This is a genomic window from Microbacterium sp. ANT_H45B (assembly GCF_008369345.1).
Classification (GTDB): Bacteria; Actinomycetota; Actinomycetes; order Actinomycetales; family Microbacteriaceae; genus Microbacterium.
In genome coordinates, this window is the sequence record NZ_VOBK01000001.1 from 630,780 (window position 1) to 644,276 (window position 13,497).

Here is a 13,497-nt window from a genome sequence, read left to right on the forward strand (position 1 = left end):
CCACTCGATCTGATCGGACCCGGCCCGGACGCTCTGATCGGATCCTGGTCCCGGACGCCTCGACCATCGCTCTTGCCGACCCCGCGGCCCTCGCAATATAGCCTGAGTGCTAGATTGCGAACATGGCAGATGACGCGTCCGACATCTTCTCGGCGTTGGCCCACCCGACGCGACGGCAGATCCTGCAGGATCTGAAGGAGGGTGAGCTGGCGGCGGGCGAGATCGCCTCGCGGTTCTCGTCGAGCGGCCCCACCATCTCGCGTCACCTGGGTGTGCTGCGCCAGGCGGGGCTCGTCACCGAGCGGCGCGACGCGAACCGCATCCTGTACTCGCTCGTGGGGGAGCGCCTGGCGCTGTCCGTCGGCGACTTCCTCTCGGCGGTGTGCCCGGAGCAGATCGTGCTCCGCGAGGTGCGCAAGCGCGGCACCGGGAGCAGCGCGCACACCCCCGCCGAGGCGTGATCCGGTTCTTCCGGCCCGAGACCGGATCGACGCCGCGTCGTGGATGAAAGGATTGATCCATGACCTCGAAGCCCGTGAAGCCCGCGAACAGTGAGTCGTCCCGCCCCGAGCCCGTCGACCTGGCCGCCCGTGCCGCGACGCGGCACATCGTCGTGGTCGGCGGGGGCGTCGGCGGACTGATCGCGGCACGCGAATGCGTCAAGGTCGGCATGCACGTGACGCTGCTGGAGGCCTCGGATGCCGTCGGCGGTGCGATCCGGCGCGCGGAGCTCGACGGGGTCGTGGTCGATGCCGGCGCCGAGAGCTACGCGACGCGGGGCGGGCGGGTCCGCGCGCTGCTCGCCGAACTCGACCTCTCCGATCGCATCGTCGCCCCGGCGGCAGGAGGAGCCTGGCTGGCCGGCATCCCCGGAGTCGGCGCCGCTCCGCTTCCGGTCGGCGGGATCCTCGGCATCCCCGGCAACCCGTTCCAGGAAGACGTACGCCGCGTCATCGGATGGTCGGGAGCGTGGCGGGCATACCTCGACCGGATCCGCCCCCCTCTGACGATCGGCCACAACCAGAGCCTCGGCAGACTCGTCTCGTCGCGCATGGGGGCGAAGGTGCGCGATCGCCTCGTCGCCCCCGTCACGACCGGCGTCTACTCCGCGTCACCCGACGACGTCGACGTCGACATCGCCGCCCCCGGACTCAACGCGGCGCTCACGAGCGTCGGCTCGCTGTCGGGAGCCGTCCAGGCGCTCCGCGAGCAGGGGGCCGCGCGCGCCGCCCAGGCGCAGGTCCCGGCCCAGGCGCCCGGCGCCGCGGTGGAAGGGCTGCAGGGCGGGATGACGGTGCTCGTCGAGGCGCTCGTCGCCGACATCGAGAAGCTCGGCGGCGTCGTGCGCACCGGGGCCCGAGTGACGCGGATCGCGTCGTCGGGGGACGGCTGGGTCGTGCGCGCCGACGCCGCGGATGTCGGCCTGAAGGATTCCGACGCCGCAGATGCCGACGCCACGGCGGGACTCGCCGAGGAGGCGACGGAGCAGCTCGACCTCGCGGCCGACGGGGTCGTGCTGGCCACGTCGGAGCACGCCGCGCGACGTCTTCTCGAGGAGGCCGCACCGGAGCTCTCCCTGACGACGGCGGCGGATGCCCCGGAGATCGAGATCGTGACGCTGCTGCTCGCCGCTCGGGCGCTCTCGGGCGCTCCACGCGGTACCGGTGTGCTGACCGTCCCGGGGAGCCACACCGCCAAGGCGCTCACCCATTCGAGCGCGAAGTGGGACTGGGTGCGCGAGGCCGCCGGTGACCGCCACCTGGTGCGCGTCTCCTTCGGCGCGCAGGGCGAGCCTGCTGCGACGGCCGGGCTCGATGACGCCGCCGCCGCCCGAGTCGCTCTGCGTGAGGCGTCGGCCCTGCTCGGGGTCCCGCTGGCGGAGAGCGATCTCGTCGACGCGCACCGAGCGCGCTACGTGCAGTCCCAACCCGCGTCGATCATCGGCTCCGGCGCTCGACGCGAGGCCGCACGCCGCGCGATCCACGCGGTGCCCGGCATCGCGGCGGTGGGGGCGTGGCTCGCCGGAACCGGTCTCGCGCAGGTCATCCCCGATGCGCAGGAGGAAGCGGATCGGCTGCGCCGATCGCTGCTCTGGGACTGACGGCGACTCCCTGGGCGGGGCCGACGAGCCGCGGATGCGGGAGCACGGGTGACCCGCAGGATGAAGAGGAAAGTCGGCCCGCTGTCAACCCTCTGCCCCGGTAGATGCCGAATTCGGCATACGGGGCTACGCTGGACTCCTGCCAGGCGGCACCGGGCCGTCAGTTCGCCCCAGGGCGTTCTACCGGAACAACGTGAGGAGACCCCATGAAGGGGAAGATCGGACTCGTCGTAGGGCTCGGAGCGGGATACGTCCTCGGAACGCGCGCGGGCCGCGAGCGCTACGAGCAGATCAAGACGCAGTGGCTCAAGGTCTGGAACCTCGACCCGGTGCAGGAGCAGGTCGACAAGGTCAAGGGCTACGTCGGCGACAAGGCCGCCGCGGTGCCCGGCGCGATCTGGAACGGCGTGCAGAAGGTCGTGAAGTCGGTCGGCGGGAACGACAAGACCGCCGGACAGCGACTGGACTCCGCCGTCGCCGCGGGCAAGAAGGCTGCGGACGACATCGTCGATGCGACCGAAGACGCCGTCGACGAGGCGAAGGACACCGCGAAGAAGCCCGCCGCGAAGAAGCCGGCCTCATCGCGGTCCACCGCCGCGAAGTCCGGGAGCTGACATGCCCCGCGGATACCGCGATCGTGCAGAGGACAGCCTGCTGTCGCTGATCGGCGACCTCCCGGAGCTCATCACGAGCCTCGTCAAGGCCGAGATCAACGCGGCCAAGGCCTGGGTCTCGCGCGTCGCGAAGGATGCAGGCATCGGATCCGTCTGGTTCCTCGTCGCGCTGTTCTTCCTGTTCTGGGCCGTGCCGGTGATCTTGGTCTTCGCGATCGCCGGGTTGTCGTCGTGGTGGCCGGTCTGGCTGTCGGCGCTCGCCGTGCTCGGCATCCTGATCCTCGCCGTGCTGCTGTTCGCGCTGCTCGGCATCCTGAAGTTCCGCAAGGTGCTCGCCCGGAAGAACCCCGTCCAGGCGGTGGGCGAGGACGTCCGACTCGTGAAGGAGGCCGGCCGTGACGAACTCTGACATCACGAGATCGCTGCCGAAGACCGCGGTCCCCGCAGGGATCGTCGACCCCGTCGAATCGGCGCGCGCCGAGCTGAAGGCCGCTCTCGCGGCGATCGAGGTCAAGGGCAACTTCCCCCGCCGCATCGACAAGGCCTCGAAGCGCGCCGTCGCCAAGGCGCGGGTGCTCGCCGACCGCAACCCGGGTGCCGCCATCGCCGGTGCAGTCGGTGTCGCCGTGGTCGTCGGAGGGGCCGTCTGGGCGATCGCTCGGGCACTCGCCCGCTGACCGAACGCCCGTTGGCCGGACGCCCGACCGACGGCACATCAGCGCAATCCGACTCGCGTTCGCGAGCTCTCCACGAAGGGGGCAGACTGGAGCCATGTCCGATGAACGCGAAGAGAACCCGTCCGGCTTCACCCTCTGGGCGGTCTGGCGACGGAACCCCGATGTTCCGGTCACCGAATCCGATTCCACCGAACTCGAGACGATCGTCTCGTACGTCGAGGATTCCGGCGTAACGGTCCGCGGCTTCTACGACCTCTCCGGCCTGAAGGCCGACGCGGACCTGCTGGTCTGGCTGCACGGCGACACGGCGGAGGGTCTGCAGAAGGCGCTGCGTCGCCTGCGCCGCACGGAGCTGCTGCGCACCCTCCTCCCCGTCTGGAACGTGATGGGCGTGCACCGTGACGCGGAGTTCAACCGCGCGCACGTTCCCGGATTCCTCCGCGGTGTGGAGCCCAAGGACTGGCTGTGCCTGTACCCGTTCGTGCGCACGCCCGAGTGGTACCTCGCACCGGAGGAGGAGCGTCGCAAGATGCTCGCCGACCACGGTCGCAAGGGTGCCGCGTTCACGGGCGTCATCGCGAACACGGTCGCGGCCTTCGCGCTCGGCGACTACGAGTGGATCCTTCCGCTCGAGGCCGACGAGGTCACCGAGCTGGTCGACCTCATGCGCGACCTGCGGTACACGGATGCGCGTCTGTACGTGAAGGAGGAGATCCCCTTCTACACGGGACGTCGTCTCCGGTTCGACGAGATCGCAGACGTGCTGCAGTAAGCCGACCATGAGCATTCTTCGCACCAGGACCGCCCCGATCCGACTGGGGACTCGACGCAGCGCGCTGGCGCAGGCCCAGTCCGGCCACGTGGCCGCGGCTCTCGAGAAGATCACCGGGCATCCGGTCGAGCTCGTGCCGATCACCAGCGAGGGCGACACCAATCGTGCATCGCTGTCGGAGATCGGCGGACAGGGCATCTTCGCCACCCGTCTGCGCGAGGCGCTGCTCGCAGGGGAGTGCGACTTCCTCGTGCACTCGCTGAAGGACCTGCCGACCGCGATCCCGGACGGTCTCGTGATCGCGGCGACACCCCGTCGCGAGGACGCCCGCGACGTGGCGATCACTCGCGGAGGCACACCGCTGCATGCGCTGCGTGCGGGCAGCCGAGTGGGCACGGGTTCGCCGCGTCGCATGGCGCAGGTGCATCGCCGGGCCCCGCATGCCGAGGTGGTCGACATCCGCGGCAACGTCGACTCGCGTCTGCAGCGGGTCGCGTCGGGGGAGCTCGAGGCCGTGATCCTCGCCGCCGCGGGCCTCTCGCGTCTGGGCTCCGATTCGCCGCTGCGGCGTGAGGAGCTCGGCCTCGCCGAGTGGCCGACCGCGCCCGGGCAGGGCTCGCTCGCGGTGGAGACCCGCACCGATGCTCCGGCCGACCTTCTGGCTTCGCTCGCCGAACTGGACGATCACGACACCCGTGTGGCCGTGACCGCGGAGCGCGCCGTGCTCGAGGGGCTGGACGCCGGATGCCAAGCTCCGATGGCCGCACATGCGGTCGTCGAGGGAGGGGATATCCGCGTGCGGGCGGTCGTCTACGCCTCCGACGGGGGCCGTCGGATCGGCCTCGACGTCACCGAACCCCTGAACGGGGAGTATATTCGTCGGAACGGCAGCGGCAACGGAGCGGATGCTGCCGATGGTGCACCCCCGATGCACGCGGCACGCGAGATCGGGTTGTCTGTCGCCCATCGGCTGCTCGATCAAGGGGCGGCCGACCTCGTCTCCCGAGAGCATCCTTCATCATGACCAATACGAAGCAGGACCGACCGTTGGACGGCTGGCGCATCCTCGTTCCCCGTGGGGGCCCGTGGGGCGACAGCGTCGCCGCGAGCCTGCGCGCGCAGGGTGCTGTGCCCGTCGTCGCGCCGCTGATCAACTTCGCGCCGACGACCGACCAGGCGGCGCTGGACGTGGCCCTCGCGCAACTCGCCGGCGGATCGTACGACTGGCTGACCGTCACGAGTGCGACGACCGTCGACGTCATGTTCGCGCACCGGGCGGTGGTGCCGCGCAGCACGCGGATCGCCGCTGTCGGCGAGACCACCGCGGCGGCGCTGCAGGCGGTCGGGTACGAGGTCGCGCTGGTTCCCGAGCAGGACAACTCGGCCGAGGGGATGGCGGAGCAGCTGATCGCTCTCGAGACGCAGCCGCGCCGCATCCTCGCCCTGCGCAGCGAGATCGCGAAACCCGTGCTCAGCGTGCTGCTGCAGGACGCGGGCCACGATGTCGACAGCGTCGTGGCGTACCGCACGGTCGGCGTTCCGGTGACCGATCGCATCAAGCGTGACGTCGAGAACGGCCGCATCAACGCGATCCTGATCACGAGCGGATCGGTCGCGGCTCAGGTGCGCGAGCAGTTCCCCGAGATCCCTGACGACACGCTGCTGGCGGCCATCGGACCGCGCACGGCGAAGGATGCCGACAAGGCCGGCCTCCCGATCACGGTCGTCGCCGACAAGCAGACCGTCGATGCGCTGATCGATGCCGTGTCGAGCTTCACCCTCCCGCACGCGGCGGATGAGCTCGCACCGTGAGCTTCCCTGAGGTCCGGCTGCGCCGGCTGCGCCAGTCGCCCGCTGTACGCGGTCTCGTGCGGGAGACCTCGCTCGAACCCCGGCAGCTGGTGCTGCCGCTCTTCGTCCGCGAGGGTCTGACCGCGGCGGCACCGATCGGATCGATGCCGGGAGTGGCGCAGCACTCGCTCGACTCTCTGCGGGTCGCGGCGACCGAGGCCGCCGAGGCGGGTGTCGGCGGCGTGATGCTCTTCGGCGTCCCGGCGGTGCGCGATGCACGGGGCTCGGGCGCGGATGACCCCCAGGGCATTCTGAATGTGGCGACCGAGGTGCTGGCCGCCGAGGTCGGCGACGCCCTGGTCGTGCAGACCGATCTCTGCCTCGACGAGTTCACCGACCACGGGCACTGCGGTGTCCTCGGGGCCGACGGCTCGGTCGACAACGATGCCACGCTCGAGCGCTACGCCTCGATGGCGCTCTCCCAGGCGCGCGCCGGATCCCAGCTGCTGGGTCTGTCGGGAATGATGGACGGCCAGGTCGCGGTCATCCGCGAGGCGCTCGATTCCGAAGGATTCACCGACACTCTGCTGCTCGCGTACGCCGCGAAGTACGCGAGCGCCTTCTACGGGCCGTTCCGCGAGGCCGTGGACTCCCAGCTCACCGGCGATCGCCGCACCTACCAGCTCGACCCGGGCAACCGGCGCGAAGGCGTGCGGGAAGCCGTGGTCGACGAGGAAGAGGGAGCCGACATCGTCATGGTGAAGCCGGCGATGGCCTTCCTCGACGTGCTGCGCGAGGTGCGTGACACCGTCCACATCCCGGTGTGGGCGTATCAGGTGTCCGGCGAGTACGCGATGATCGAGGCGGCATCCGCGAACGGCTGGATCAACCGCCGCGCGTCGATCCTGGAGTCGCTGCTCTCGATCCGTCGGGCCGGCGCCGACGTCGTGCTGACCTACTGGGCCATCGAGGCCGCCCGCTGGCTGCGCGGCTGACCTGAGTCGGCCCGGCCCGGGTACTTCACCCAGCCCAGGTCTTCGGGTCTGAGTCCTGTCTTCGGGTCTGAGTCCTGTCTTCGGGTCTGGGTCCTGTGCCCAGGTCTTCGGGCTAGCCTGGAGGAGATGCCGGGAGACCTCCGCGCATCGCTGAGGAGTGTGCTGTGACCGACCGCAATGACGACCTGTTCTCCGCTGCCCGTGCGGTGATCCCCGGTGGCGTGAACTCGCCGGTGCGCGCGTATGGTTCGGTCGGTGGAACGCCGCGCTTCCTCGCGTCGGCGTCGGGTGCGACGGTTACCGATGCCGCGGGCACCGACTACGTCGACCTGGTCGCGTCGTGGGGTCCTGCACTGCTCGGCCATGCGCAGACCGAGGTCGTCGCCGCGGTGCAGGAGGCGGCGACCCGCGGTCTGTCCTTCGGCGCTCCGACCGAGGGCGAGGTCGAACTCGCGTCCGTGATCGCCGAGCGCGTGCGTGTCGGCGAGGCCCGGCCCGTCGAGCGCGTGCGTCTGGTGTCGACCGGCACGGAGGCCACGATGACGGCGATCCGTCTCGCTCGTGGTGCGACGGGACGCGACCTGCTGGTGAAGTTCGCCGGCCACTATCACGGACATTCCGACGGCCTGCTCGCCGCGGCAGGTTCGGGTGTCGCCACGCTCGCCCTGCCCGGTTCGGCGGGTGTCCCCGCACCGATCGCGGCACAGACGCTCGTGATCGACTACAACGACCCCGGGGCGCTGGAGGCGGTGTTCGCCGAGCACGGCGATCGCATCGCCGCGGTGATCGTCGAGGCGGCTGCGGCCAACATGGGCGTCGTGCCCCCCGCGCCCGGCTTCAACCGGCTGCTGGCCGACACCGCCCACGCGCACGGCGCGCTGCTGATCCTCGACGAGGTGCTCACCGGCTTCCGCGTGCATCCGGCGGGATTCTGGGGCCTGCAGGCGGAGGCGGGAGAGCAGTATCTGCCCGACATCATCACCTTCGGCAAGGTCGTCGGCGGGGGGATGCCTCTTGCTGCTCTCGGTGGACGCGCAGAGGTCATGGACATGTTGGCGCCGCTCGGCCCGGTGTACCAGGCGGGCACGCTCTCGGGTAACCCGCTCTCGGTCGCCGCGGGTCTCGCCACGCTGAGGCTCGCGACGCCGGAGGTCTACGCCACGGTCGATGCCGCGGCCGCCCGGGTCTCGGCGGCGCTCGATGCCGCGCTCACGGATGCCGGCGTGACCCATGCCGTCGCTCACGCCGGCAGCCTGTTCAGCGCGTCGTTCCGCGCGTCGTCGCCGCGCACGTACGCCGACGCGCTGGCGCAGGAGTCGTTCCGCTACGCGCCGTTCTTCCACGCGATGCGTGAGCAGGGCGTCGCCCTGCCGCCGAGCGTGTTCGAAGCATGGTTCCTCACCGCCGCGCACGGCGAAGAGGAGCTGCAGAGGATCGAGGCGGCGCTGCCGATCGCGGCTCGTGCCGCTGCCGCCGCCACGGACCCGGCAGCGACTGCCCCCGACGCGACGGCGTGAGCACGCGGCCGTCTTCGCTCTGACCGTCACGCGAACGTCTCGGGTCGTCACGCGAACGTCTCGGGTCGTCACGCGAACGCATTCGGCGTCACGGTCACGGGTCGTCACGCGACCGTGCCACGTCGTCATGCGAACATCTCGGGCCGTCACACGTCCGCCCCACGTCGTCATGCAAACCCCACGGGTCGTCATACGAACATGACCCGGCGCGGCGGAGTATCGCGGTAGGTGCGTCCGAGCGGACTCCGCCAGTCGATGGTTCCGTCAGGGAGCTGATGGGCGGTCCATCGATGGTCTTCGCCGACGTCGGGATGCTTGAGCACATGGTGGGTCGCGCACAGGTGACCCAGGTTGTGGATCTCGGTCCTGCCGCCTTTCGCATGATCGAACGTGTGGTCGAGCTGGCATCGATGCACCGGCATCCTGCATCCCGGGAATCGGCAGTGCTGATCTCTCGCCCGCAGGAATCGTCGCATCGATTCGGTCGGGGTGTAGGCATCCGTCTCCACGACGAGCCCTGATGGATCGAGGAACAGACGTGACCACCCGCCGTTGCGTCCCGCGAGGTCGCGGGCCACGTCGGGGTGCAGCGGTCCGTGTCCGTCGAGGTGGGCAGGACGGTCATCGATCCCGGCGAGCGTCGTCGCCGCGACGGTCACCTGGATCCGAGCCTGGATGTTGTCGAGACCCGAGCCGTTCGCCGCGCTCGGGTCGGAGGTCAGGAGCAGGTCGATGAGGAGGTCGGTGCGCACCTGGTCGATGGAGCGTGAGTCCGTCATCTCGACCTGGATCCCGTCGCCGCCCCGCCCCGCGATCACCACCCGCGCCAGCCGGGTGAGACGGTCGTGGATCGCCGTGGCGAGGTGTTCGGGGAGGACGACGCTCAGGACGGAGAGGCCGTCGTCGGCGGACCGCAGCGTGACGGTGCGCTCCGATGTCGCTCGTGCGTGACGCTCCACCGTCGTCGAGCCGGCGAGGGCGGCGGCGAGCTCGCGCATGTGCGCGCGGGTGCGGGCCGGCGTCTCGTGCTCTGCGACGATGACCGCCGCGCTGTCGTAGAACGGCAGCGCATCGGAGTCGGCCCGTCCGTTGTTCACGGCCTCTCGGACCACTCCCGCCGCCCGCACGATCTCGCGGACGTGTGCGGCCGAGATCGCTCCGGCTCGGAACGCCTTCTGCACGCGCGGGTGGCGGCCGTCGGCGAGGAATCCCGCGTCTGTGAGCGCGTACTCGACGCTGCCCTGGCTCATCTGCCCGGCGGCCGCGTACTCCGCGACCATGGACCGATGGATCGCGTCACGGTGGTACGGGTGCTCTTCGGACTCGGCCGTGCAGAGCCGCATCCGCTCGGCGAGGATGTCAGACGCCTCCGCCTCCAGTCGGGCGATCTGACGTCGCTTCTCGACCCAGGAATCGAGCAGCGCACCGCGCTGCTCGAGGCTGAGGTCTGTGGTCGAGGTCATGCTCCGATTCTAGTACGTTTGTTCGAATGTCGAGCAGAACATCGGAATGGGAGAAAGACGTGGACACCTGGGAACCGACAAGGGATCGTTGCCTTCCTGTGAGCAAGACACAGACATCTGGGCGGGTGCCGCTGGCAGACTGGACGCATGGTGACGTTGCTGCTTGATCAGACGCGACTCGAGATCGTGCTCTCGCCGATCGAGCGGGCTGCGAGCTTTCACCGCGACAATCTCCGCATCGAGCGAGAGACCATCGCGAAAGTGCAGCTGATCGACGACGCGTGGACGTGGCTTCGGGGAGTTCCCAATCCCGGGACGCATATTCCGGGCATCCTCGCCGCCGGAACGTGGAAGGCCGCCGGCAGTACCGACTTCGTGCTGATCCGCAGGCGGCGACCGAGCGTCGTCGTCGACCTCCTCGGCGATGACCAGTACCGGCGACTGATCCTCACCACGAGCCACGGTCTCGCACTGACGCAGGCGCTCCGGCTCGACGTGACGGATGAGCCCGCGGATGTCGAGGAGATCGTCGCCACCTCCCCGATCCCCGTGTCGAAGGGAAGCCGGCGTCCGGTGATCCGCCCGCGTCCGGCGTGAGGCCGGGGAGCGCCGAGACTCCCTCATGAACGAGGAACGCCCTCCATCGCCGTGCGGCGTGGAGGGCGTTCTCGTCAGGTCTCAGTAACGATGAGGCTCGGAGTCGTCCTGCTCCGAGTCGTCGTTCCTGTCCGCCTCGTTCTCGGCAGCATCGTTCTGGTGCTCCGAGTGGTGGTCCTCGGCGTGCTCGTGGTCGTCGGCAGCACCCTCGTCGGCAGCACCCTCGGGCGCAGCGCCCTCGGGCGCGGCCTCGTCGATGCTCTCGACGACGCTGTCCTCGCTCGACGCGTTCTCGAGCGGGTACTCCCTCGGCTCGTCCTCGTAATACGCCCGAGCCGCCTGGGCGAGCATGGAGCTGACGGCTGCGGACCGCGGGTCCTCGTCCTCCGCCTCGTCGTCTGCAGTACTCGCCGGCGTCGTGCCGAACAGGATCTCGTCGAAAGACGGTGCGATGGCGGACTCGGCAGGTGCCTCGAATCCGGTTGACGCCGCATCCTCGGCGGATTCGGCGGGTGCCTCCTCCTCCTCGGCTGCCGACTCCTCGGCAGGTGCCTCGGACTCGACAGGCGCCGACTCCTCGGCAGGCGCTTCGCCCGGGACGTCGGTCTCGTCGTCCGCAGCCGCGACGGCAGAATCAGTCTCAGCCTCGACAGCCGCATCCGCCTCGACAGCCGCATCCGCCTCGACAGCCGCATCCGCCTCGACAGCGGCAGGCGCCTCGATCGCCGCAGGTGCCGCGTCGGCGCGCGGCTCGAACCGGCCGCCGCGCACGAGATCGATGAAGACGTCTTCGAGGGTGGGTCCGCGCTGCACGAGCGTGCTGAGCGCGATCCCGGCCGATGCCGCGATCGCACCGACCGTTCCGGCGTCGCTGCCGCGCACCGTGAGTCCCGAGCGGAGCACCTCGACCTCGAGCCCGGCGGCCGAGAGCGCGGTGGTGAGCGCGGCGCGATCGGCGGCGTCGACGACCACGGATCCGGACGACGGATCGGCGAGCGTCTCGATGCCGCTCGAGAGCATCAGCTGGCCCTTCGAGAGCACGAGCACGTTGTCGGCGACCTGTTCGACCTCGCTCAGGACGTGCGAGGAGACGAGCACCGTGCGACCTTCGTCGGCGAGCCGGCGCATCAGGAGGCGGATCCAGCGGATGCCCTCGGGGTCGAGGCCGTTCGCCGGCTCGTCGAAGACGAGAGCGCCCGGGTCGCCGAGCAGGGCGTGCGCGACGCTCAGACGCTGGCGCATGCCGAGGGAGAAGCTGCCGATGCGGCCCTCGGCCTCGTGCTCGAGACCGACCAGCGCGAGCACCTCGTCGACGCGGGAGAGCGGGATGCCGTTCGCCTTGGCCGCGATGGTGAGCTGGCGTTCGGCCGAGCGGCGGGGACGGTAGGCCGTCTCCTCGAGGACCGATCCGATGGTGCGCAGCGGATGACGCAGGTCGGGGAACGCGACACCGCCGATCGTCGCGGTTCCGCTGGTGGCGCGCACCTGACCGAGGAGGATGCGCAGCGTCGTCGTCTTTCCGGCTCCGTTCGGGCCGAGGAAAGCGGTCACGACGCCGGGCTCGACTCGCGCGGAGAAGTCGGACACCGCCGTCACGTCATTGAAGCGCTTGGTCACGTGCGTGAACTCCAGCACCTGTCCGTCGGGCATCTGCGACCTCTCGTTGCAGTGGGCAGTTCCGTCTATCCTGCCGGAAAAGCCGCCGGATCGCGTATTTACCCCACGAACGGCCGCCGTGGCAAGGCCGAATGTACGGGGTAGCCTGGCACCCGTGACCGATTCCCTCGACGTCTCCCGGGTCCTCGTCCGCACCGACGGCGCCCTCGGCAGGCTCACCCTGAACAGGCCCGAAGCCATCAACGCGCTCGATTTCGGAATGGTCCGGCTGCTGGCCGAGGCCCTCGAGGCGTGGCGGGACGACACCGACGTGCAGATCGTCGTCATCGACGGGGCGGGCGAGCGGGGGATGTGCGCCGGCGGCGATGTGAGGGGCCTGCATGCGCAGATCGTGGCGGGTCATGCGGACGAGGCGGCGGAGTTCTTCCGTGCGGAGTACGCGCTCAACGCGATGATCGCCGAGTACCCGAAGCCGATCGTGTCGATCGCCGACGGCATCACGATGGGCGGCGGGGTCGGGCTCTCCGGGCACGCCTCGATCCGCGTCGTCACCGAGCGCTCGAAGATCGCTATGCCGGAGACTCGCATCGGGTTCACCCCGGATGTCGGCGGGACGTGGCTGCTCGCGCGGGCGCCCGGGCGATTCGGGGAGTACTTCGGTCTCACCGGCGGCACCATGGACGGCGCCGATGCGGTGCTGCTCGGGTTCGCCGACCATTTCGTGCCCTCGGACCGGCTCGACGCCCTGCGCGAGGCGCTCGCCTACCGCGCGGACCCGACCGGGCCCGCCGAGATCGTGCTGCTCTTCGACGAGACCCCCGAGCCGTCCGCTCTTCCCGAGTCCCGCGGATGGATCGACGAGGCGTTCTCCGCCGACACGGTCGCGGGCATCCTCGAGCGCCTGCACGCGCACGATGCTCCCGAGGCCGCCGCGGCCGCCGAGGTGCTTGAATCCCTGGCGCCGACCGGGCTGGCGGTGACCCTCGACGCCGTCCGCGAGGCGCGCGAGCTCCCGGGGCTGCGCGCAGCGCTCGAGGGCGAATACCGGCGTGTGATGTGGTTCGTCACGCGGCACCCCGACCTCGTCGAGGGGATCCGTGCGCAGCTGATCGACAAGGATCGGAACCCGCGGTGGGATCCGGCATCCATCGCCGACCTGCCCGCGGATGCCGGTTCCGGTGCCCGCGAGTTCGTGCCGGAGCCGCGGCTGTTCTGACGACGGCGAGGCCGCCGGGCGGGTGGCGTCGGTTCGCTGTGAGCGAAGGTCCACCGGCAGGGGGATACGAATGTCGGCGGTTCGTGGCACTCTAGCTTGTGCGCGATCGTCGGCCCGCGTCCGCCCGCCGAGAGATC

14 protein-coding genes are annotated in these 13,497 nt (G+C 70.3%); 12 read left to right on the forward strand and 2 right to left on the reverse strand.

The window, feature by feature from the left end:
• Window positions 1-122 precede the first annotated feature (122 nt).
• The 10 genes from FQ142_RS03060 to FQ142_RS03105 all read left to right on the forward strand — a co-directional run bounded on the left by FQ142_RS03060 (window position 123) and on the right by FQ142_RS03105 (window position 8,467).
• Window positions 123-461, forward strand: a complete 339-nt coding sequence (locus FQ142_RS03060; RefSeq protein WP_149422158.1) for a metalloregulator ArsR/SmtB family transcription factor — start codon at window positions 123-125, stop codon at window positions 459-461.
• Window positions 462-520: 59 nt separating this feature from the next.
• The gene (gene hemG, locus FQ142_RS03065) at window positions 521-2,101 is read left to right on the forward strand and encodes a protoporphyrinogen oxidase (RefSeq protein WP_149422159.1); all 1,581 of its coding nucleotides are present in this window, start codon (window positions 521-523) and stop codon (window positions 2,099-2,101) included.
• A 206-nt stretch (window positions 2,102-2,307) separates the two neighbouring features.
• Entirely contained in the window at window positions 2,308-2,715 is a 408-nt protein-coding gene (locus FQ142_RS03070) for a hypothetical protein (protein ID WP_056415131.1), read from the forward strand.
• 1 nt (window position 2,716) lies between these two features.
• A complete protein-coding gene (locus FQ142_RS03075; RefSeq protein WP_045253313.1) occupies window positions 2,717-3,124 on the forward strand; it encodes a phage holin family protein in 408 nt (135 codons plus the stop codon).
• The gene (locus tag FQ142_RS03080; protein WP_188042287.1) at window positions 3,111-3,392 is read left to right on the forward strand and encodes a hypothetical protein; all 282 of its coding nucleotides are present in this window, start codon (window positions 3,111-3,113) and stop codon (window positions 3,390-3,392) included. The genes FQ142_RS03075 and FQ142_RS03080 overlap by 14 nt, the downstream gene beginning before the upstream one ends.
• Window positions 3,393-3,486: 94 nt before the next feature.
• Window positions 3,487-4,164, forward strand: coding sequence for a hydrogen peroxide-dependent heme synthase (hemQ, locus tag FQ142_RS03085; RefSeq protein ID WP_149422160.1), 678 nt, complete (start codon window positions 3,487-3,489; stop codon window positions 4,162-4,164).
• Between the two features lie 7 nt (window positions 4,165-4,171).
• Entirely contained in the window at window positions 4,172-5,188 is a 1,017-nt protein-coding gene (gene hemC / locus FQ142_RS03090) for a hydroxymethylbilane synthase (protein WP_149422161.1), read from the forward strand.
• Window positions 5,185-5,976: a uroporphyrinogen-III synthase gene (locus FQ142_RS03095; protein ID WP_149422162.1), complete on the forward strand. Its 792-nt coding sequence runs from the start codon at window positions 5,185-5,187 to the stop codon at window positions 5,974-5,976. The genes hemC and FQ142_RS03095 overlap by 4 nt, the downstream gene beginning before the upstream one ends.
• Window positions 5,973-6,950 (forward strand): porphobilinogen synthase, encoded by a 978-nt coding sequence (gene hemB / locus FQ142_RS03100; RefSeq protein ID WP_149422163.1) that lies wholly within the window; start codon window positions 5,973-5,975, stop codon window positions 6,948-6,950. The genes FQ142_RS03095 and hemB overlap by 4 nt, the downstream gene beginning before the upstream one ends.
• A 164-nt stretch (window positions 6,951-7,114) precedes the next feature.
• Window positions 7,115-8,467 carry a glutamate-1-semialdehyde 2,1-aminomutase gene (locus FQ142_RS03105; RefSeq protein ID WP_149422164.1) on the forward strand — a complete coding sequence of 451 codons (1,353 nt, stop codon included), beginning with the start codon at window positions 7,115-7,117 and terminating at the stop codon, window positions 8,465-8,467.
• A 188-nt stretch (window positions 8,468-8,655) separates the two neighbouring features.
• Here the strand turns inward: FQ142_RS03105 and FQ142_RS03110 are convergent, their stop codons facing one another.
• Entirely contained in the window at window positions 8,656-9,930 is a 1,275-nt protein-coding gene (locus tag FQ142_RS03110; RefSeq protein WP_149422165.1) for an HNH endonuclease signature motif containing protein, read from the reverse strand.
• Window positions 9,931-10,077: 147 nt separating this feature from the next.
• On the opposite strand from FQ142_RS03110, the gene FQ142_RS03115 reads away from it, so the two are divergent.
• Window positions 10,078-10,527, forward strand: a complete 450-nt coding sequence (locus FQ142_RS03115) for a hypothetical protein (RefSeq protein WP_149422166.1) — start codon at window positions 10,078-10,080, stop codon at window positions 10,525-10,527.
• Between the two features lie 81 nt (window positions 10,528-10,608).
• Here the strand turns inward: FQ142_RS03115 and FQ142_RS17575 are convergent, their stop codons facing one another.
• Window positions 10,609-12,177 carry an ATP-binding cassette domain-containing protein gene (locus tag FQ142_RS17575; RefSeq protein ID WP_223145261.1) on the reverse strand — a complete coding sequence of 523 codons (1,569 nt, stop codon included), beginning with the start codon at window positions 12,175-12,177 and terminating at the stop codon, window positions 10,609-10,611.
• Window positions 12,178-12,298: 121 nt separating this feature from the next.
• Between FQ142_RS17575 and FQ142_RS03125 the strand changes: the two genes are divergently transcribed.
• On the forward strand, window positions 12,299-13,360 hold the full coding sequence (locus FQ142_RS03125; protein ID WP_149422167.1) for an enoyl-CoA hydratase/isomerase family protein: 1,062 nt from the start codon (window positions 12,299-12,301) through the stop codon (window positions 13,358-13,360).
• The last annotated feature ends 137 nt before the right edge of the window (window positions 13,361-13,497 follow it).